This window comes from Ectopseudomonas composti, assembly GCF_001567565.1.
GTDB lineage: Bacteria > Pseudomonadota > Gammaproteobacteria > Pseudomonadales > Pseudomonadaceae > Aquipseudomonas > Aquipseudomonas composti_A.
Map to the genome: position 1 here is coordinate 494820 of NZ_LSSW01000022.1, position 19474 is coordinate 514293.

A 19474-nucleotide genomic window follows, 5' to 3' on the forward strand; every position below is an offset into this window, starting at 1 on the left:
ATCCCACTAAATCTCCAGTTCTGAGAGCTCTTTTAGCCCTGGGATACTGGTGACCTCGTTGGTCATACCTTCTGAACCATCTCGGCCGCGAAGCCAGTTTGAGTGATCGCCTGGCTCGCGCATTTCCAGCGTGTCATAGGAGTACCGCTTGCGCTTGAACAGGCTTTTCAATGCAGCGAACTCGTGGCTTTTTTCGTCTTCTATGCCGACGACTTCTCCTGCAAGCCGCTCCCAGTGACCAACGCCGTCGGCCAGCATTGCCTGATAGGTCTCCGGGTCAAGCAAGGCTTGCTGTTTGAAATGAATGATGCGGTGAGTCATAGAAGCGCTCGGAGTGGCCAAAGAGAGAGCGCTAGCCTAAAGGTTCCGGGTCATTCGTGTAATAGCTGGCCGCGCTTTAGCAAACCGTCGTTGACCCACAACTTCAACCAGGTCGCGGCTTGCAAGGGAGCTTGCTCGCCATGCGTGGCGCTCAACGACTCGCAGAGTTCAGCGAACGATCCGCCCTCGATGAGAAACTGCAATGCCGAAGCCTCCGCTGGCTCCAGGCTCCGGTACTGGCAGACGAGTTCATGACGCCAAACAAGACAGGCTAGGTTCGTTGGCAGGCGGGTAACATCAGGCAGCAAGCTGCCGGACTTGGCGGCTTTCCACAACTCCAGCGTGTTGTACTGCAGCTGCAACCACCGGGCAGATGCAGTCAGGGAAACCCTGAGTGAAATCCAGTCTTCAGCCGAAAAATCACTCATGGTCTCCAGCGAAAGCGCTTCGACATCCTGAGCGTCGAAGGCCAGTGTAAAGGCCCATTCCAGTTCCGCGAGTTCGCGCATCGGCGATAGTTGGGGTTCTTCGACGTAGCTGCTAATGAACTCGGGCAGCTTCTCGCCCAGCCAGCGAATGCTGAAATGTCGTGGTGGCCAGGCGGCCAAGTAGGCCAGTGCGAGCTGCTCGAATGATTCGTTGCCGATCCAGTGAAGCAGGGCAGGGAAGTCTTCTCGCAAGACCGCAAGCAGGCGCGAACGGTAAGCGTTGTGGTAGATCTGCAGGCCTTCGAGAGCACTCAGCGCTGTGCTACCTCGGATCTGCTCCAAAAGCTCGTTGGAGGGCAGGCCACTGTCACCTGTCAGGTAAGTTTCAAATGCAGTCTGTAGGGCGATCAGGCTCAAGGGGTGGCCCCCGATATCACAGATTTGGCGATAGCACGGGCATGTGCTAATTCGGACAACAGCTCTTCCAGCGGCGGAAACTGGTCATCCCGCTCGATCAAGGTCGATGTCGGGCCCAAGTAGCTCAAAGTCTTGCTGTAGAGAGACCAAACCGGATCAGCGATGGGCTGGTCATGGGTGTCGATGAGGTACTGCCCGTAATCGCTGTGCCCGGCCAGGTGAATTTGCCGAATCCGCTCGTGCGGCAATTCCATGATGAACTGCCAAGGGTCGAAACCCTGGTTGCGCGAACTGACGTAGACGTTGTTCACGTCGAGAAGCAGCTCGCACCCGGTCAGGTAACTGAGCTCCGAGAGGAACTGAGACTCGCTCATGCTGGATGTTGTCCACTGCACGTAGGAGGAAACGTTCTCCAGCACGATGGGACGTTCCAAAACATCCTGCACCAAGCGCACCCGGGCCGCGACATGCAGCAGGCTCTCCTGGGTAAACGGCAGCGGTAGCAGATCGTGAAGTTGATGGGCGTTGCCTCGACTCCAGCACAGGTGATCAGACACCCACTGAGGCTGCACCCGATCCGCCAGCTGCTTGAGCTGTCGTAGGTAGTCTATGTCCAAGGCATGTGAGCCGCCAATCGAAAGAGATACTCCGTGCATCACCAGGGGGTAGTGCTCGCCGATCGCATCAAGGAAGTAGAGAGCCTTGCCGCCCTCCACCAGGTAATTCTCGGAAATGATCTCGAACCAGTCGACCGCAGGCCGTTCCTCCAGGATCTGCCGGTAATACTCGTTGCGAAGGCCAAGACCGAAACCCAGAGTTTTGCGCTTACTCATTCGAGACTCCAGCAGGGGAGTGGCATGCACTCCCCTGAACCGCCTTATTCGCTGGTTTTGCCACCGGCTTCGTCACATTTGGCCTGGGTCATCAACTTGAACCCCTGGCCTTTGCATTCGCCTTGGCCTTTGCAGTCGTTTTTCGCGGTCATGCAGTCGTTCTGCCCTTTGCAACCATTGACCCCGAAGCATTTCACTTCTGCTGCTTTGGTGTCCTGGGCCGCCTGGACGGGCAGGGTGGAGAACAGGCTGGCGGCTACCAGAGCCAGGGCGGCACCGGTAGCTACGTTGGATTTGTTCGACATAGTGGCTATTTCTCTTGATTGTTTGATGGTCGCGATCCGTCGGTGCGAATGAGCGAGTTAGCTCAGGCATTGCTGCCGAGCAGGCCCATGGAATCCGCAAGGCTTCTCGGGCAAGAAGACAGTACCGAGCCTTCAGGAGGGCCTACAAGAAAGAAATAGCAACCTGACAGAACTGTAATGTTCAGATCAGGTTGCTGACAGGGCTTCGTGGTTAACGTAACAGCGAGCTTAAGGCTCGCCCCCACTAGTTACGGGGGCTTCTAAACTTACGAGGATTCACGAAATGAAATCGATCAAAACCCTGTTTGTAGTTGCTGCCCTGAGTGCTTCCACTCTGGCGATGGCCGAAGGCGGTGCCGATCGCACGTTTGCACGCATGGAGCAGGCCCGTCAGGTCTCGCTGGAAGCGTATCAGCTGGCCAAGCAGCAGAAGGATGGAGCTCCCGTCGCCGGCAGCCAAGCCAAACAGGCGGAACACGCCAACTGCTGAGCCCCTTCAACCTTACAGAAATGTAATCACCCGGATGGTTGAGATATGGCAGTTTTATACTGCTTGGTGTCGGGGGGGCTTGCGCAGCACGCAAGGCTTGAAGATCAAATCTCCCAATACTGGAGCAGTCAATGAACCCGAGACCGGATGCACATCACCGGCTCATCTGACGGATTGGACATAACGGCATGCAAAGCAAAACCACAAGACGTACTTTCGTCAAAGGCCTCGCCGCCGCCGGTATTCTCGGCGGCATGGGCATGTGGCGCACGCCGGTCTGGGCGGTAACCAGCCCAGGTCAGCCGAACGTGCTGAGCGGTAACGATTTCGACCTGTTTATCGGAGAGACTCCGGTAAACATCACCGGCGCAGCGCGTACCGCCATGACGATCAATGGCTCGCTGCCAGGCCCAATCCTGCGCTGGCGGGAGGGCGAGACCGTGACGTTGCGCGTACGCAACCGCCTCAAGGAGGACACGTCCATTCACTGGCACGGCATTATCCTGCCGGCGAACATGGATGGCGTTCCGGGCCTGAGCTTCCATGGCATCGCCCCCGACGGCATGTATGAGTACAAGTTCAAGGTCAACCAGAACGGCACCTACTGGTATCACAGCCACTCGGGGCTCCAGGAGCAAGTCGGCGTATACGGCGCGCTGGTCATCGACGCCAAGGAACCCGAGCCCTTCAGTTACGACCGTGATTATGTCGTGCTGCTGAGCGACTGGACCGATGAAAATCCAGCGCGGGTACTGGCCAAGCTCAAAAAGCAGTCGGACTACTACAACTACCACAAGCGCACCGTTGGTGATTTCATCAATGACGTGAGCGAGATGGGGTGGTCCGCTGCGGTAGCCGATCGCAAGATGTGGGCCGAGATGAAGATGAGCCCGACGGATCTCGCTGACGTCAGTGGCTACACCTACACCTACCTGATGAATGGCCAGGCACCTGATGGCAACTGGACCGGCATATTCAAACCGGGCGAAAAGATCCGCCTGCGCTTCATCAACGCCTCGGCGATGACCTATTTCGATGTGCGCATCCCGGGCCTGAAGATGACTGTGGTTGCGGCCGATGGTCTGCACGTCAAACCGGTCAGCGTCGACGAGTTCCGTATCGCCGTGGCCGAGACCTACGACGTGATCGTCGAACCAGACAGCGAACAGGCCTATACCGTGTTTGCCCAATCCATGGATCGCACTGGCTATGCGCGCGGCACCCTTGCTGTACAGGAGGGATTGAGTGCACCGGTACCCAGCCCCGACCCGCGTCCGCTGATTGCCATGGGCGACATGGGTATGGATCACGGCAGCATGGCCGGAATGGACCACGGCAGTATGGCGGGCATGGATCATGGGAGCATGCAGGGTGGCATGGCCGGCATGGATCACAGCCAGATGGCTGGAATGGATCATTCGGGCATGGCAGGCATGGCAGGCATGGCAGGTGCCATGCAGGCACACCCAGCCTCAGAGACCAACAACCCGCTGGTCGATATGCAGACCATGACACCGACGCACAAGTTGGACGACCCAGGTATTGGTTTGCGAGACAACGGCCGACGCGTCCTTACGTACTCTGACCTGCGCAGCACCTTCCTCGACCCGGATGGTCGCGAACCAAGTCGCACCATCGAGCTGCACCTTACCGGGCACATGGAGAAATTCTCCTGGTCCTTCGATGGCATCAAGTTCTCTGACGCCGAGCCTCTGCGCCTCAAGTACGGCGAGCGTGTTCGCATCACGCTGGTCAACGACACCATGATGACTCATCCGATCCATCTTCATGGCATGTGGAGCGACCTGGAGGATGCGAACGGCAATTTCTTGGTGCGAAAACACACCATCGACATGCCGCCAGGTTCCAAGCGCAGCTATCGAGTGACTGCCGATGCGTTGGGGCGATGGGCCTATCACTGCCACCTGCTGCTCCACATGGAAATGGGCATGTTCCGTGAAGTTCGTGTGGATGAGTAAAGGAGATTTCTGATGAGCACTTTTATGAAGCGAAATGCCCTGACTGGCAGCGCAGTCATGTTTAGCTTATTGGCTGCCCTGCACGCACCGGTTTCGTTGGCAGGTGAGGGGCACAGTGAGCACGAACAACATGCTGCCGAGTCGGCTGCGCCCAAGACCGCCAGTGGCAATCACGCAGATCAGTCGAAGGATAAGGCGACTGGCCAGCAGATGGATCATGGCGCCATGGATCACGGAGACATGAAGCATGACGGCATGAATCACGAAAACATGATGGATAAGCATGGCGGCACCGAAGCCGAAGCAGGTTCGAACCATGACCACTAAGTTTTCACGTCCATCTCTCTTGGCGCTGGCTGTGTCGCTGAGTGCGTTCAGCGGCGGCGTTACCTTGGCTGCGGAAGAAATGGATCATTCGGCAATGGGGCACGGCGCCATGTCGATGGACCATAGCCAGATGAACCACGGCGCTACCAAAGCGCCGATGGAGGGCATGGATCACAGCAAGATGGACCATGGTGCCATACAGGGTGCTTCGGGCAGCATGGATCATAGCCAAATGGGCCACAGCCAGAGCCAAGATAAGGCTCCAGTCATGGACCACAGCAAGATGAACCATGGCGCCATGCAAGGGCAGATGGAAGGCATGGATCATTCAAAGATGAACCATGGCTCCACTGAAGACCCAAGAACCACCAGCCGTACGCCGATTCCCGTTCTGACGGATGCTGATCGCCAAGCGGCTTTCCCGCCTCTACCTGGCCATAAGGTGCACGACAGCGCCATCAACAGCTTTTTCCTGCTCGATCAGCTCGAATACCAGGATGCAGATGAGGGCAGCACCCTGGCCTGGGATGCGTCGGGCTGGGTAGGCGGTGACATCAACCGGGTCTGGTTCCGCTCCGAAGGCGAGCGTACCAACGGCGTGACTGAGGATGCGGAGTTGCAGTTGCTGTACGGCCGCTCGATCGGCCCTTGGTGGGACGTCGTCGCGGGCGTTCGCCAGGACTTCAAACCCGAGTCGCCGCAGACTTGGGCCGCCTTCGGCGTTCAGGGCATGGCGCTTTACGCCTTCGAGGCCGAAGCCACCGCCTTCGTAGGTGAGAATGGCCAGACCGCTGCCCGACTGGAGGGCGAGTACGACATTCTGCTGACCAACCGACTGATACTCCAGCCAACTGCCGAAATGAACTTCTACGGCAAGAACGATCCTGAGCGTGGTGTCGGATCGGGGTTGGCCAATACTGAGCTCGGCTTGCGTCTGCGTTACGAGATTGTCAGGCAGTTTGCCCCCTATGTCGGGGTCTCCTGGAGCCGCTCCTATGGCAACACGGCAGACATGGTCCGCGACGAGGGCGGTGATGTAGACGAGGCGCGTTTTGTAGCCGGTATCCGGATGTGGTTTTGAGAACCTGACATGAAAAGAACAATTAAAACTTTGGTGGCGGCCGGCGTGGTCGGTAGCACAGCTGTCCTGGCCGGCGCCTATTTTGGCGTGGTCAATGTGGGGGCCGACGATCCCCATTTTCCTGCGGTGTATGCGTTTCTCACAATGGCCCGTGACCGCTCTATCGAGGTCCGTTCGCGGGACATCGAGGTTCCTAACCTGGATGATAAAGCTCTTATTCGCGCCGGTGCGGGCAACTACAACTCCATGTGCATCGGCTGCCACTTGGCGCCAGGTGTGGCGGAGACCGAGTTGAGCCAATCGCTTTATCCTGCTCCTCCCAACCTCGCCAAGATCGGTGTCGATGGCAATCCGTCAGCAGCGTTCTGGGTGATCAAGCATGGCATCAAGGCAACGGGTATGCCTGCGTGGGGCAAGAGCATGGGAGACGAGTACATCTGGGGCATGGTTGCCTTCCTCAACCAACTGCCGACGATGGATGCCAAGCAATACCAAACACTCGTCGCATCCAGTGGCGGCCATCAGCACGGTGGTGGGGAAACGCAGATGCATAACCATGAAGGACAGCACGGCGACAACAAGCCTGGCCATCATGACAATAGTGGCGGTGGCGATGACCATCATGGATCAGGTGATGCTGGAGAGCCTGGTCATCACGATGCCGCGGCTACGGATAGCGAGGGTGGCTCCGCACCTAAGGCAGGTCACCATTCGGATATGAGTGGCGATGACCACCATGCTGGAGATGAGGCGTCGTCCAACGGAGGTGATCATCACGCCGAGCAGGCTCCGAACGCCTCGCCCAAGACCCACACCCACGCCGATGGCAAAGAGCACGTACATGAAAGCTAAATATCTGGCCTTACTGGCCGCTCTCTCCGTCACGTCTGCGGTTCAAGCAGCTGATGCCCTGACGATTGATGTCCATCGTGATGCCAATTGCGGATGTTGCAAGAAGTGGATTTCACACCTCGAAGCGAATGGCTTCAAAGTCGTCGACCATGTTGAAAGCAACATGACAGCAGTGAAGCAAAGACTGGGCGTCGCGCCACGGTTAGCGTCTTGCCACACCGCGGTGATTGACGGCAAGTTCGTCGAAGGTCATGTGCCGGCGGCTCAGGTCATCGAACTCACCAAGCGCGATGATCTGCTGGGCATCGCTGTTCCCGGGATGCCGGCGGGCTCCCCCGGCATGGAAGTCGATGGCGTACAGCATGCCTACCAGGTCATTGGCTTGACCAAGACGGGTGCCGATCAGGTCGTTGCAGAATATCCCGCCGAGTAGCAGCCCATTCCACCGCGGCCGCTTGGGAACGAGTGGCCGATCTTCTTCACACTTCCCCTAAGTAAAAAAGGCGCCCGACGGGCGCCAAGGGCTGTCTCCAAACCAAAGGAGCACTAGAGGGGACAGCAGAGTCAAAATGCGAGCGGCATTCACACCGCTCGCGCACTGGCGTTAAAGCACTTCCAGTGGGTACTCGACGATGAAGCGGAACTCATCCAAATCCGACTCGAAGTCAGTGGCGCGAGTCGTGGCTTGTCGAATGCGGAAGGACATGTCCTTCAGTGATCCAGACTGCACAACGTACTTGGCCTCGATGTCACGTTCCCAGCGCTTCTGGTTGGTCAACGGATCGCCATTGTCATCTCGGCGCATATAGACTTCGTTTGCGTTGCTGTAGTCGGCATCCCAGCCCTGAGCATATCGAGTCATGAAGCTCAGTCCGGGCACACCGAAAGGCTCCATATCCAGGTCATAGCGCACCTGCCATGACTTCTCCTTGGGCGAGTTGAAGTCACTGTACTGAATGGAGTTGTCGAGGTAGATGGAGTCAGATTGGCGCAAGTAGTCGAAGTCGTCATCGCCGTTGTTGCGCTGGAGTCCAACCAGGACGGTGTGCGCGCCGAACTGGATGCCGACCTTACCGCTCCAGATGTTGTTATCGAAGCTCCCGAGGAGCTGCTTCCCTTCATCAACTGCCTTGTAGTAGTTCAACCCACCGATCAAGGTGACATCGTCCGCAAGCGGATAGCTCAGCGTGGTGCCCGCATAGTATTGATTCCAGGCATCCTTGAGCCGACTGGTGTAGAGACTGAAGCCCAGGTTGTCGTTGAGCGTGTAGTCACCGCCGAAATAGGCGATCCATGGAGAGTCGACTTCGCCCGCGTAGAAGGTGGCGAAGCCGTCACGCATGCTGCTGCTGTTGGGTTGGCTCATCGAATGAAGGCGACCGCCTTGAAGCGACAGTCCTTCCACACTGGTGTTGGCCACGGTGATGCCGCGGAAACTCTCCGGTAAAAGCCGCGCATCACCGTACTGGACGACCGGGCTGACAGGAAAGACATCGCCTGCCTTGATTTCGGTATCCATGAACCGTGTTTTTACTGCACCGCCCAGCTTGGAGTAGTTGTCCTCAGCCTGCCCGAGGCTGTTATACGGCATCACATCGACTGAGCCGCCTGCACCAGAGCGACCGTCGCCTGTATCCAGCTTGAGTCCCAGCATTGCAAAGGCATCGACACCAAAGCCTACGGTGCCTTCGGTGTAGCCAGACTCGAATCGGCCTATCACGCCATGCGCCCACTCTTCCGAATAGCCATTACCCGAGCTGCTGGACTGGCCTTTACGGAAATCGCGGTTGAAGTAGAGGTTTCGATTGAGAATGGTCAGGCTGCTGCCTTCGATAAATCCCTCGCCTTTCTCGCCGGCGGCCATTGCAGCTTGCCCGGTACTGACGCTCAGAGTGAGCAGAGAAAGTCCTAACAGGGTTCTGTTATTCATAAATGCTCCTGATGTTATTGGCAGTTGTCATTGTGTGGTCGCATATATGTGCCAAGCGCGCCGGGCATAGCCAGGCACGCCTTGGTCATATTTCCACATGCCAAATAACGTCAGGGTGACTTGGAAATTACATTTCAGTCAGCGCGATGTCATTTATCTAGTTTTGATTACGGCAACCTGTCCCGGCTGCCCGGTATTCAAGAATATTCAGATCGCCATTGGAGTCCTCGTAGGTCATCTGGGCCGGCATCACACCGCAGCTAGAGTCCGTCGGGGTAGTGGCCACGACCCTGGCGATATCGAGTTTCATGCCGTAGCGGTAATGAATAACTTCAGGCGGATTCTTTCCGTTAGCGGCAGCATACTCTTGCATGGCCTGCTCATTGGCCTGAATCATCCGACCATAGACACGATCAGCGCCGCCTTCTGCCAGAGCTGCAGAGGAAACAACCATAGCGGAAAGTGCAGCAATGACTTTGAGGTTTTTCATGTTTAATCACTCCTTCAAGGTGGTGATTAAAATATAAACGCAAGACCCTGTCACAAACGTGAAGCGAGAATTACATTCCTGTAATGGATCTAAACTCTTTGAGAGTAAAGGTTTTGATACGTCAGTTATGTTTGGCACTCGTCAGAGCAATTACAGGCGTCGGCTACCGAAGATAACAATTTCTACCCAGGTATCAGTGAGTGGGTCATTGGAAAGTCAGCTTTGGTGAGGCGATCGTTAGCGGTAGTAATGCACTCTTGGCGGCTCCCCATAGTCGCCGTCTGTGCATTTCGCTAAATGCGTGCGCTGCACAAACAGTGCAACGCACGGATTATTGCTAATTACAGCAGTGGAAGGGTGTAGCTCACGATCAGGCGGTTCTCATCAACGTCGTTGCCGAAGTTGGTTGAACGTAGTGTGGCGTTGCGCCATTTAACGCCCAGGTTTTTCAGCGCACCGTCCTGAAAGACATAGGCGATGTCAGTATTGCGCTCCCACTCCTTACCATCGGCACCGCCTGCGCCTAGATCAATATTGTCGCCGGTCAGGTAACGGGTCATGAACGTCAAGCCAGGGATGCCAACGCTGGCAAAGTTGAAGTCATAGCGGACCTGCCATGAGGTTTCGTCTTTGTTGGCGAAGTCACCGATTTGCACATAGTTGACCAGGAACGGATCGGTGCCGTTGATGTAGGCGTAGCCGGTGTCTCCGCTCATGCTCTGGTAACCAACACCGAGTGCGTGACCGCTAAATGCATAGGTGAACATCGCCCCGAATGCCTTGTTGTCGACGTTGCTGTTGCCCTCGTCGGTGGAGCGAGCGTAGCGCAGATCAGTTTTCAGCGATTGCTTGTCACCTAGCGGCAAGGTGTGCAGGACCGTGAAAATATGCTGCTTGTAGAAACCGTCTAGATTGCCGTAGTTGTAGCCGGTGGCTAGGTTGCTGTTCCACTTGTAGGTTGCTCCGGCGAAGTTGAATTCATCGCTATTCTGGGTTCCGCCGCCGCTGATAGCGCGGGCTGCGCCGCTGGTAATGCTGAGGTCTTCGCTATCGGATGAGTCGCGCTGGCTTACTTGTTTGAGCTGGCCGGCATCGAAGGTCAGGCCGGCAATCTCCAGCGAATTCAGGTGCCCGCCTTGAAAGGTCTGTGGCAGCAGGCGCGAATCGTTTGCTTGGACGGTTGGCAGTCGAGGTTGCAGCGTGCCCAGTTTCAGCACGCTGTTTGAAGCGCGCAGCTTCGCGGTTAAGCCCATCTCACCATATTCATCCTGCGCTGCACGAGGTGCTTCTTTGTTGCGTTTTAGAAGGCCCGTGCCTGAACGATCAGCGCTGGAGTCCAGCTTGAGACCCAGCATGCCGATGGCGTCGATACCCACGCCGACTGTCCCTTCAGTGAAGCCGGATTCGTAGCGCAGCAGGAAGCCCTGGGCCCATTCCTCCTGCTTTGACTGGCTAGCTGAGTCTTGGCGGAAATCACGATTGAAATAGAAGTTGCGCGCTTCCAGACCAGCTTTGCTATCTGCCAAAAAATCAGCTGCCGCTGGTTGACTGAGACCGAGTCCTCCAGCGCTCAGCAGGAGCCCGCACGTGACTCGGTTAAGCCATTGAGAGTTGGGGGTAGCAATGAGCATGTAATTATCCTCGTCGAAAACATGTGTGGTAGACGTGGGGCAGGCTCGGGTAGGCGTATTACACTTGCACATACTTTCGATGACATTTTTATTTCAATGATCGAGAGGGCGAATGAAAGCCTTACAGGGCGAGGGTTTCAATGCAGGAGTGGAAACTTTTGTTTGTTTCAGCGAGATGACTATTTGGTGAATTAGCTGCTTGTGGACTACTCAGGGCTACTGAGTGAACCAGTTGTGGCGATCTTCAAAGGCTTTGTAGATGAGCGATACCAGTGTCTGCACTTCTGATTGCTCTGCTGCCAGCGGGGACGTTGAAATCCAGACCACCCGTTCCAAGGCAGTCTCGAATAACTCGTCAAGGGGCAGCAGGTTACGGTCTACATGGGAGATGTAGCCAGGTAGCAGGCCAATGCAGGAGGAGTTACGCAGCAAGTCAACGACCCACTCTTGTGAATGCACTTGAATGACCGCGCTTTGGCGCTGACGGATCAGCTGATTCCATGGTTCGAAACTGTCAACCGTTGTGTTTCCCGCGAGCTGAACCAGCATGAAATCCTTGAGGTCGGCTACAGAACTCGGTAGGCGTTTACCCGCATAACGTTTGGCCATATGGGCACGATAGGGAATTCGTGCAAGCATCAATGGTGTTGTCATTGCAAAGCTTGGAGTCGGTCTTGGCGTGCCGGGATCGGTGATCCAAATCATGATCTCTGCCAGCCTCTCGGGCTCGCCCTCCTGTGGGATGATTTCTAGTCTCACGGCCGCGTCATTACGCAGCCAGGAGATCAAATCACGGGCCAGCAGGTCGGTGAGCAGTGCCGTCGGCACCGCAAGACGTACCAGAGCTCGCTGGACACTGACGTCCTCTGGATGCAGGTCACCGAATTTCTGGATCAGTAGTTGTTGTAATTCACGTCCTGTTGCGCTCAGGCTGAGCTCGCGTCCTTTATAAAGGAATAGCGGGGTACCTACAGTTGCCTCCAGCTTCCTGAGTTTTTTGCGCATCGGCACGATATGTAAGTTTAGGCTGCGTGCAGCCTGCCTAAAGCAGGCGCAGCGCGCGCTGGTCAAGAAAATCTGTGCTAGTTGGTGGTCGATGGTGAGAGGGTCGAACATGGGGGGCGATCAAAGCTCGTGCCAAGCAAAATGCATGTACTTTGAGCTTAACGAGACGAACCTAACGCCAGGATCGCAGCAGGATTACTTATTTGTAATCTGATGGAGGGAGGAGCTTTATGTTTGGAATTGAACTTCCGGCAGTATCACTTTATCAGCGCGGGCGGTTCTAAGCGCGGCACTCGACTACTAGTTCCGCGCTGAGGTTTGATGATTACAACAGCGGAAGTGTGTAGCTGACGATCAGGCGGTTCTCGTCAACATCGTTGCCGAAATTGGTTGAACGTAGTGTGGCGTTGCGCCATTTCACACCCAGGTTTTTCAGCGCACCGTCCTGGAAGACATATGCGATGTCAGTATTGCGCTCCCATTCCTTACCATCGGCGCTGCCTGCGCCTAGATCAATATTGTCACCAGTCAGGTAACGGGTCATGAACGTCAAGCCAGGGATGCCAACGCTGGCAAAGTTGAAGTCATAGCGGGCCTGCCATGAGGTTTCGTCTTTGTTGGCGAAGTCGCCGATCTGCACATAGTTGACCAGGAACGGATCGGTGCCGTTGATGTAGGCGTAGCCGGTGTCTCCGCTCATGCTCTGGTAGCCAACACCGAGGGCGTGGCCACCAAAGGCGTAGGTAAACATTGCTCCGAATGCCTTGTTGTCGACGTTGCTGTTGCCTTCATCGGTGGAGCGGGCGTAGCGAAGATCAGTTTTTAGCGACTGCTTGTCACCTAGCGGCAAGGTATGCAGGACAGTGAAAATATGCAGTTTGTAGAAGTCGTCCAGGTTGCCGTAGTTGTAGCCAGTGGTCAGGTTGCTGTTCCATTTGTAGGTCGCCCCGGCAAAGCTGAACTCATCGCTCGTCTGGGTTCCACCGCCACTGATAGCGCGGGCAGAGCCGCTGGTAATGCTGAGGTCTTCGCTATCGGAGGAGTCGCGCTGGCTTACTTGCTTGAGCTGGCCTGCATCAAAGGTAAGCCCGTCAATCTCCAGCGAGTTGAGATGTCCGCCCTGAAAGGTCTGTGGCTGTAGGCGCGAGTCGTTCGCTTGGACGGTTGGCAGCTTGGGTTGCAGCGTGCCTAATTTCAGCACGCTGTTCGAAGCACGTAGCTTCGCGGTTAAACCCATCTCGCCATATTCATCCTGCGCGGCACGAGGTGCTTCTTTATCGCGCTTGAGCAGGCCCGAGCCTGAGCGATCGGCGCTGGAGTCCAGCTTGAGGCCAAGCATGCCGATAGCGTCGATGCCCACGCCGACTGTCCCTTCGGTGAACCCGGATTCGTAGCGCAGCAGGAAGCCCTGGGCCCATTCCTCCTGCTTTGATTGGCTGGCTGAGTCTTGGCGGAAGTCGCGATTGAAATAGAAGTTACGCGCTTCCAGACCGGCTTTGCTGTCTGCAAAAAATTCAGCGGAGGCTGGCTGGCTAAGACTGAGTACCCCAGTACTCACCGCGACTGCCAAGAGGGTCTTCTTCATTGTTGTTTCTCCATGCTCAGGGGGTTGGCATATCGGGGAGCCGTCGCTGTATGCCGTGCTCTCCGAATAGGGGCGGGTTCCTCTGCAGCCAATCTTCGGCTGGTCGTTATGCCTGTACGCCTGCAGGGTCTAGGTCGAGGAACCATTGCGGACTTTGGGGAAGATCAAACGGAACACGGTGAAGCTGCCTGGCAGGCTGCTGACCTCGACCGTGCCCTGATGCAGGCTCATGATCGAGCGAACAATTGCCAGGCCAAGCCCTGTTCCACCTTCGGCACGAGAGCGGCTGGTATCGACACGGTAGAAGCGTTCGAACAAATGAGGGATGTGCTGTGCGGGAATGCCAATCCCGGGGTTTTCCACCGAGAACGATACGGTTTCGCTGTGCTTTTCGATCAGCAACGAAATGTTTGCGCCGATGGGGCTATGTCGAATCGCATTGGACAACAGGTTTGAAATCGCGCGCTGCACCATCAGCCGATCACCGAAGGTTAGGCCTGCTCCGACAATGCTCAGGCTGATCTGCTTCTCTTCCGCGGAGATGCTGAACAGATCCACAACGCGTCTTGCCTCATCTTCTAGGGCAATCTTCTCGAAGGGAACCAGGGACGCCGGGTGGCTGACTTGAGCGAGAAACAGCATGTCGGAAACAATCCGGGTGACGCGCTCAAGCTCTTCTGTACAGCACTCCAGTACGGCTTTGTATTCCTCTGGCGGACGCTCTCTGGAGAGAGTTACCTGGGCTTTGCCCATCAGGTTGGTGATGGGCGAACGCAACTCATGGGCCAAGTCATCAGAGAATTGCGATAGCTGCTGAACGCCGCCATCAAGTCGATGCAGCATGAAGTTGATGCCGTGGGCCAGCGCGCTGAGTTCTTGTGGAAGCTTATCCACGGAAATTCGGTGGGTCAGATCCTGTGTGGAGATCAGCGATGCAACCTGGCGAAATTGCCGGAGCGGAGAAAGGCCTCGCTGCACGATCCACCATGCGCCCATGCCAATCAGCGCGAGCAGAAGAGGGAGTGCGATCAGTGTTGACTTGAGGTAGGCACTGAGCAGTGCTTCGTCGGCAGATCGATCAATTGAGAGTAAGACCCTGACGTGGTCGCCGTCGTTGAGCAGCATCACCTTGGATGCGGTCAGGAAGTTGTTTCCCTCAGTATCCGACCAGCTTTGGTAACTAGGGGTATCGCCTGCTGGTATGTTGGCAAGAATGGGCTCCCTGGATTTCTCACCCAGATTCAGGAGTAATTTGGTGCCTGACTTTTTCCCGTAGATCGTCAGGTGCAGGTTGTCATGCCCCATGACCAGATCCAGCAACTCGTGAGGTTGCTGGGCAATTGCATGTGCACTCATGTCTTCGGCGAGATTGTGCTGAATCTGCTCCAGTTTGCCGTCAAGACTCTGCTTGGCCAACGAGTCCAGCTCATGGGTAAGCGCGAAGTAGGCGAGTGCCGCTAGCAGAACAACCAGTGCCGCCCCCATCACGCTGACCGACAGGCCAAGGCGCATGGATAGACTGGCCGGCTTCATGCCCGTTCCTCAAGCACGTACCCAACACCCCTGAGGGTGTGGATCAGTTTGTTATCGAACGGATCATCAATTTTGGCGCGTAGCCTGCGGATGGAGACTTCGACGACGTTTGTGTCGCAGTCAAAATTCATATCCCAGACCAGCGAAATGATCTGGGTGCGCGATAGCACTTCCCCAGAGCGGCGCATCAGTAGGTGCAGCAACGCAAACTCTTTAGTGGTCAGGTCGATGCGCTGCTCACCACGGAACGCGCGGTGCCTCGCCGGATCAAGCTCAAGGTCGGCTACCCGCAGCACTTCCGGTACTGGAATTTGCTCGCTTCGCCGTAGCAATGTACGAACTCGCGCAAGTAATTCAGGGAACTCGAACGGTTTGACTAAATAATCATCTGCCCCCAAATCCAGGCCTTTAATTTTATCCACTAAGCGCCCGCGTGCAGTCAGCATTATCACGCGTGTACTGCTGTTACTGCGTATATGCTCAAGCACGCCCCAGCCATCAATTTCAGGCAGGTTTACATCAAGCACTACCAAGTCGTAAGCGTGTTGCCTAACAAGGTGGAGACCGTCCACGCCAGTGGCTGCCTTATCAACTACATAGCCACTTTCGCTTAAACCTTGGTGTAAGTATTCGGCAGTCTTGGGCTCGTCCTCGACAATAAGGATTCGCATAAAAATTCACCTTAAAATGTGCAGCCAGTATTTTTTAGATATTCTTTTGTTGTGGCTGCGGAGTGGTTTTAATTCTTTCATCGGCGGTCACGGATATGACCTACGGCTTTTCAGGTTGCTCCAAGGCTAAAGCCTGAAGCGGCTTTAGGGTCAAGCTGTAATGCCTATTTCGCATGGCTCCAAGGTGTTAAGCGACAACGTGTCGCAGTACTTGCCCTTATCCAAAACCCCCAACTTTTGACTGGCAGGGCTGCCCGGGGCGCTACACGCGAGGCAACCGCTATTTAACTGTGTTTGTTTCTAGTTGTTGCTGGGCGCTAAATCGCCTGCTCTCTTGAGCGCTGCCAATACTAATACAGGCCTACTTGGAAAGGTGCTGGATAACGTATTTGTAATTTTCCAGTCACCTTGCTGATAGGCGTGGAGCACTACATTCTGCCGGGAATTGGCTTTCTACTTATTTTCCCAAGTAATGATCCTCGATATCCCTCGGGATTAATAAATATAAAGGCCTTCATTATATTCCAGCAGAGTTAGTTCTGCGGAGGACTTTTAAGTGCATGTAAAAACAATGGCCGGACATGGAGTTGGAGTAGGTAAGTTCTGTGTGTTATCAGGGCTACTGGCTGCATTGTTAATTGCTCCAGTTCCAACAACTGCTGCCGAATCAACAAGGCAGTCAATAACGATTGATGAGGCGTTGGCGCAAGCGCTCACTGAGAACCAGGAGTTCGCTGCAGCACAATGGAATACAGGTATTGCCGAAGGTGCTCGTACTCAAGCTGGGCTGATCCCGAATCCTGAGTTGTCCTGGAGCGTTGAGGACACGCGCAGTGAGTCGCGCGTTACCAGCATTCAGGTATCTCAGCCAATTGAGCTGGGCGGCAAGCGTAGCGCGCGTATTGATGTGTCTGAGCGTGATCAGGACGCGGTGGCGATTGATCTGGAGCGTAAGAAAAACATCTTGCGCGCTGAGGTCATCCAGGCCTTTTACTCAGCCCTGCGTGCCCAGGAAGGACTGCAGCTTTCCACTCAGTCGTTAGACCTTGCCCGTCGCGGACTTCAGGTGGTCGAAGGGCGCGTAAAGGCCGGCAAGGCTTCGCCAATCGAAATTTCGCGTGCTCAGGTGCAGCTTTCGGAAATTCAACTGGAGCTGAATCGCGCACGCCTCAATCAAAGCAATGCCTACAAGCAACTGGCGCTCATAACGGGTGCCGAGACACCGAACTTCGCGCATGTCGAGGGTGATCTTGAGCGCCTGCCGTACCTGCCGTCGCAGGCTGAGATGCTTGCACGCATAACAGATACAGCGGACCTACGGCTGGCCAGCACGCACATCCAGCGTGCCGAGTCTTCCTTGGAACTCGAAAAGTCGCAGCGCATTCCAGACCTCACCGTCAGTGTTGGCAGCCAATACGACGAAGGGCTTGGCGAGCGCGTCAATTTGCTCGGCTTGTCGATGCCTATTCCGTTGTTCAACCGTAACCAAGGCAATGTGCTGGCCGCTGCTCAAGGAGCTGACCAAGCGCGGGATTTGCGCAATGCCGCAGAACTCCGCCTGCGCGCGGAAGCCCAGCAGGCATTTGAGCAGTGGGAAAGCGCTAGAAGTGAAGTCGACTCGATCAGCGGCACACTGCTGCCGACCGCGCAGCAAGCAGTAGAGGGCGCAGTACGTGGATTCGAGATGGGCAAGTTTGCCTTTATCGATGTACTCGATGCTCAGCGCACCCTCGTAAGCATGCGCTCCCAGTACCTGAATACCCTGGATGAAGCTATCTCGGCCTGGGTGAGCTTGGAGAAGATTTACGGCTCCCAACTCAACATCGAATTCAAAAAATAAGCATCTCTGCGCACCTACATAACGCCTTAGACGGTCGCGTCATGCGACATGAAGCCTCGCCTGCTTTCCTGGCGGCTGCATGTTTATTGAGCGCGTTTAGTCGCCGCCTGGGCATGAATCAAATTCAATACTTTTGATAATTTGGAGTTACCAATGGCATCAACAACTCCCAGAAAGCAGTGGCTGATGATTGTGGCTGTTGTCGTCATCGGTTTAGCCGTGGCGGGCCTGATTCTAAGTGGTAGCCCTGGTAAGTCCGGGGAGGAAGGCCATGGCCATGATGAGAGTCATGAGGATGTATCGGCTCACGCAGATCCCGAGCACCACGGGGAGGCTTCGGCCGACGAGCATGAAGAGGCCGATGAGCATGCAGATAAAGAGCACCATGAAACTGTAGAACCCACCAAGGGCGAGCATGGCGGCAAGCTTTTCACCGAGGGTGATTATGCGCTTGAAGTGACGATTTTTGAGGAGGGCGTAGAGCCTCAGTTCAGGCTCTATACCTACCTGGACGGCAAGCTTCTAAATCCTGCTGAAAGCACGGTGCAAGTGACCTTGTTGCGTCTTGGCCAACCTGCGCAAATCATCAATTTCAGCAAAGAGAATAACTACCTACGTGGCGATGCCGCGGTTGTAGAGCCGCATTCATTCCAGGTTTCCATCAGCGCCACGCACAGTGGCAAGAGCTATTCGTTCGGTTACGAGCAGGTTGAGGGCCGCGTGACCATGACGGATGCGCAGCTTGAGCAGGGTGGCGTCACGCTCGCCACTGCTGGTCCCGCGAAAATCGCCTCCACGCTGCAAGTGCTCGGCGAGGTTCGTTACAACGGTGACCGCACGGTTCAGGTGACCCCGCAACTTGCCGGGCGCGTCGACTCGGTGGCGGTTAGTGCTGGCGATACGGTCAGCAAGGGTCAGGTATTGGCCAAAATCTCCAGCCAGGCGCTGGCCGAACTGCGTGGCGAGCTACTGGCCGCCCAGCAACGCTCTGCGCTTGCCCGCACGACCTATGCACGTGAAAAGCAATTGTGGGAAGAGAAGATTTCCGCCGAGCAGGACTTCCTGCAGGCGCAAGTTGCCATGCAGGAAGCTGCTATCGCAGTGCAGCGCGTCCAGCAACAAATCGCTTCGCTGGGCGGTGCACCGGCCAAAGGCCAGAATCTCACCGAATTCGAGATTCGTGCCCCTATCGATGGCGTGATAACCAGCAAAAGCATCTCTGTTGGTGAAGTACTCAAAGAGGATTCCGCAGTCTTTACCGTCTCGGATTTGTCGACCGTATGGGTGGACTCAACCGTCGCGGCGAAAGACTTGGGCGTAATCGCCGAAGGGCAAAACGTTGTCGTGAGCTCCAGCGCATTCGCCGCCACGGCTAAGGGCTCCATTTCCTATGTCAGCGCTCTGGTTGGGGCGCAAACCCGCTCAGCGACTGCTCGCATCGTGCTAGCTAACCCAGATCGGCTATGGCGGCCTGGTTTGCCAGTGACGGTCGAGGTGATTGCCGAGGAGAACAACGTTCCCGTTGCAGTAGCGGTCGAAGCGATCCAGACCGTTCGCGATTGGCAGGTAGTGTTCGGCCGCTTCGATAACCAGCTAGAAGCTCGGCCTCTTGAGCTGGGCAAATCCGACGGCCGCTTCGTCGAGGTTATCTCGGGTCTGAAGGCGGGCGATCGATACGCGCTGAAGAACAGCTTCCTGATCAAAGCTGAGCTTGGCAAAGCCGGCGCGAGCCATGACCACTAATTCGGAGTCGAGC

Annotated in this window: 19 protein-coding genes; 8 read left to right on the forward strand and 11 right to left on the reverse strand. The window is 55.9% G+C overall.

The window, feature by feature from the left end:
* Positions 1-6: 6 nt before the first annotated feature.
* The 4 genes from PCLY_RS11495 to bufA2 are packed head-to-tail and all read right to left on the reverse strand — an operon-like array spanning position 7 to position 2304.
* Positions 7-321, reverse strand: a complete 315-nt coding sequence (locus tag PCLY_RS11495; protein WP_004374672.1) for a hypothetical protein — start codon at positions 319-321, stop codon at positions 7-9.
* 50 nt (positions 322-371) lie between these two features.
* A complete protein-coding gene (locus PCLY_RS11500; RefSeq protein WP_061239410.1) occupies positions 372-1166 on the reverse strand; it encodes an HvfC/BufC N-terminal domain-containing protein in 795 nt (264 codons plus the stop codon).
* Positions 1163-1999 (reverse strand): MNIO family bufferin maturase, encoded by an 837-nt coding sequence (bufB, locus tag PCLY_RS11505; protein WP_004374664.1) that lies wholly within the window; start codon positions 1997-1999, stop codon positions 1163-1165. Before bufB ends, PCLY_RS11500 begins: the two co-directional genes overlap by 4 nt.
* Positions 2000-2043: 44 nt before the next feature.
* Positions 2044-2304, reverse strand: coding sequence for a BufA2 family periplasmic bufferin-type metallophore (bufA2, locus tag PCLY_RS11510; RefSeq protein WP_003246752.1), 261 nt, complete (start codon positions 2302-2304; stop codon positions 2044-2046).
* Positions 2305-2587: 283 nt separating this feature from the next.
* Between bufA2 and PCLY_RS11515 the strand changes: the two genes are divergently transcribed.
* The 6 genes from PCLY_RS11515 (at position 2588) to PCLY_RS11540 (ending at position 7466) form a co-directional block, all read left to right on the forward strand.
* Positions 2588-2794, forward strand: coding sequence for a co-regulatory protein PtrA N-terminal domain-containing protein (locus PCLY_RS11515; protein ID WP_003246751.1), 207 nt, complete (start codon positions 2588-2590; stop codon positions 2792-2794).
* A 188-nt stretch (positions 2795-2982) separates the two neighbouring features.
* Positions 2983-4773 (forward strand): copper resistance system multicopper oxidase, encoded by a 1791-nt coding sequence (locus PCLY_RS11520; RefSeq protein ID WP_061239412.1) that lies wholly within the window; start codon positions 2983-2985, stop codon positions 4771-4773.
* A gap of 12 nt (positions 4774-4785) precedes the next feature.
* Positions 4786-5100 carry a hypothetical protein gene (locus PCLY_RS11525; protein WP_059392058.1) on the forward strand — a complete coding sequence of 105 codons (315 nt, stop codon included), beginning with the start codon at positions 4786-4788 and terminating at the stop codon, positions 5098-5100.
* Positions 5090-6181, forward strand: a complete 1092-nt coding sequence (locus PCLY_RS11530) for a copper resistance protein B (RefSeq protein WP_059392059.1) — start codon at positions 5090-5092, stop codon at positions 6179-6181. The genes PCLY_RS11525 and PCLY_RS11530 overlap by 11 nt, the downstream gene beginning before the upstream one ends.
* 9 nt (positions 6182-6190) lie before the next feature.
* Positions 6191-7033, forward strand: coding sequence for a c-type cytochrome (locus PCLY_RS11535; RefSeq protein ID WP_059392060.1), 843 nt, complete (start codon positions 6191-6193; stop codon positions 7031-7033).
* The gene (locus PCLY_RS11540; RefSeq protein WP_059392061.1) at positions 7023-7466 is read left to right on the forward strand and encodes a DUF411 domain-containing protein; all 444 of its coding nucleotides are present in this window, start codon (positions 7023-7025) and stop codon (positions 7464-7466) included. Before PCLY_RS11535 ends, PCLY_RS11540 begins: the two co-directional genes overlap by 11 nt.
* Positions 7467-7637: 171 nt before the next feature.
* Here the strand turns inward: PCLY_RS11540 and PCLY_RS11545 are convergent, their stop codons facing one another.
* The 7 genes from PCLY_RS11545 to PCLY_RS11575 all read right to left on the reverse strand — a co-directional run bounded on the left by PCLY_RS11545 (position 7638) and on the right by PCLY_RS11575 (position 15878).
* Complete coding sequence (locus PCLY_RS11545; protein ID WP_059392062.1) at positions 7638-8963, reverse strand: OprD family porin; 1326 nt, start codon at positions 8961-8963, stop codon at positions 7638-7640.
* A gap of 157 nt (positions 8964-9120) precedes the next feature.
* The gene (locus PCLY_RS11550) at positions 9121-9453 is read right to left on the reverse strand and encodes a DUF2790 domain-containing protein (RefSeq protein WP_017675718.1); all 333 of its coding nucleotides are present in this window, start codon (positions 9451-9453) and stop codon (positions 9121-9123) included.
* Between the two features lie 341 nt (positions 9454-9794).
* Complete coding sequence (locus PCLY_RS11555; protein ID WP_059392063.1) at positions 9795-11084, reverse strand: OprD family porin; 1290 nt, start codon at positions 11082-11084, stop codon at positions 9795-9797.
* A 216-nt stretch (positions 11085-11300) separates the two neighbouring features.
* The gene (locus tag PCLY_RS11560; protein ID WP_061239414.1) at positions 11301-12200 is read right to left on the reverse strand and encodes a LysR family transcriptional regulator; all 900 of its coding nucleotides are present in this window, start codon (positions 12198-12200) and stop codon (positions 11301-11303) included.
* Between the two features lie 214 nt (positions 12201-12414).
* Positions 12415-13674: an OprD family porin gene (locus tag PCLY_RS11565; RefSeq protein ID WP_059392064.1), complete on the reverse strand. Its 1260-nt coding sequence runs from the start codon at positions 13672-13674 to the stop codon at positions 12415-12417.
* A gap of 129 nt (positions 13675-13803) precedes the next feature.
* A complete protein-coding gene (locus PCLY_RS11570; protein WP_045733424.1) occupies positions 13804-15207 on the reverse strand; it encodes a heavy metal sensor histidine kinase in 1404 nt (467 codons plus the stop codon).
* Positions 15204-15878 carry a heavy metal response regulator transcription factor gene (locus tag PCLY_RS11575; protein WP_061239415.1) on the reverse strand — a complete coding sequence of 225 codons (675 nt, stop codon included), beginning with the start codon at positions 15876-15878 and terminating at the stop codon, positions 15204-15206. The genes PCLY_RS11570 and PCLY_RS11575 overlap by 4 nt, the downstream gene beginning before the upstream one ends.
* Positions 15879-16449: 571 nt before the next feature.
* On the opposite strand from PCLY_RS11575, the gene PCLY_RS11580 reads away from it, so the two are divergent.
* Both PCLY_RS11580 and PCLY_RS11585 read left to right on the forward strand, forming a co-directional pair.
* Positions 16450-17718 carry a TolC family protein gene (locus PCLY_RS11580; RefSeq protein WP_045733423.1) on the forward strand — a complete coding sequence of 423 codons (1269 nt, stop codon included), beginning with the start codon at positions 16450-16452 and terminating at the stop codon, positions 17716-17718.
* 153 nt (positions 17719-17871) lie between these two features.
* Positions 17872-19461, forward strand: a complete 1590-nt coding sequence (locus PCLY_RS11585; RefSeq protein ID WP_045733422.1) for an efflux RND transporter periplasmic adaptor subunit — start codon at positions 17872-17874, stop codon at positions 19459-19461.
* The last annotated feature ends 13 nt before the right edge of the window (positions 19462-19474 follow it).

Excerpts from the sequence above, each read along its gene's own strand:
- PCLY_RS11555 (WP_059392063.1), bottom strand. The coding sequence starts at position 11,084 with ATGCTCATTGCTACCCCCAACTCTCAATGGCTTAACCGAGTCACGTGC.
- PCLY_RS11550 (WP_017675718.1), bottom strand. The coding sequence starts at position 9,453 with ATGAAAAACCTCAAAGTCATTGCTGCACTTTCCGCTATGGTTGTTTCC.
- PCLY_RS11585 (WP_045733422.1), top strand. The coding sequence starts at position 17,872 with ATGGCATCAACAACTCCCAGAAAGCAGTGGCTGATGATTGTGGCTGTT.
- PCLY_RS11525 (WP_059392058.1), top strand. The coding sequence starts at position 4,786 with ATGAGCACTTTTATGAAGCGAAATGCCCTGACTGGCAGCGCAGTCATG.
- PCLY_RS11535 (WP_059392060.1), top strand. The coding sequence starts at position 6,191 with ATGAAAAGAACAATTAAAACTTTGGTGGCGGCCGGCGTGGTCGGTAGC.
- PCLY_RS11580 (WP_045733423.1), top strand. The coding sequence starts at position 16,450 with ATGGCCGGACATGGAGTTGGAGTAGGTAAGTTCTGTGTGTTATCAGGG.
- PCLY_RS11570 (WP_045733424.1), bottom strand. The coding sequence starts at position 15,207 with ATGAAGCCGGCCAGTCTATCCATGCGCCTTGGCCTGTCGGTCAGCGTG.
- PCLY_RS11575 (WP_061239415.1), bottom strand. The coding sequence starts at position 15,878 with ATGCGAATCCTTATTGTCGAGGACGAGCCCAAGACTGCCGAATACTTA.
- bufA2 (WP_003246752.1), bottom strand. The coding sequence starts at position 2,304 with ATGTCGAACAAATCCAACGTAGCTACCGGTGCCGCCCTGGCTCTGGTA.
- PCLY_RS11565 (WP_059392064.1), bottom strand. The coding sequence starts at position 13,674 with ATGAAGAAGACCCTCTTGGCAGTCGCGGTGAGTACTGGGGTACTCAGT.
- PCLY_RS11515 (WP_003246751.1), top strand. The coding sequence starts at position 2,588 with ATGAAATCGATCAAAACCCTGTTTGTAGTTGCTGCCCTGAGTGCTTCC.
- PCLY_RS11495 (WP_004374672.1), bottom strand. The coding sequence starts at position 321 with ATGACTCACCGCATCATTCATTTCAAACAGCAAGCCTTGCTTGACCCG.
- bufB (WP_004374664.1), bottom strand. The coding sequence starts at position 1,999 with ATGAGTAAGCGCAAAACTCTGGGTTTCGGTCTTGGCCTTCGCAACGAG.
- PCLY_RS11520 (WP_061239412.1), top strand. The coding sequence starts at position 2,983 with ATGCAAAGCAAAACCACAAGACGTACTTTCGTCAAAGGCCTCGCCGCC.
- PCLY_RS11530 (WP_059392059.1), top strand. The coding sequence starts at position 5,090 with ATGACCACTAAGTTTTCACGTCCATCTCTCTTGGCGCTGGCTGTGTCG.
- PCLY_RS11560 (WP_061239414.1), bottom strand. The coding sequence starts at position 12,200 with ATGTTCGACCCTCTCACCATCGACCACCAACTAGCACAGATTTTCTTG.
- PCLY_RS11540 (WP_059392061.1), top strand. The coding sequence starts at position 7,023 with ATGAAAGCTAAATATCTGGCCTTACTGGCCGCTCTCTCCGTCACGTCT.
- PCLY_RS11545 (WP_059392062.1), bottom strand. The coding sequence starts at position 8,963 with ATGAATAACAGAACCCTGTTAGGACTTTCTCTGCTCACTCTGAGCGTC.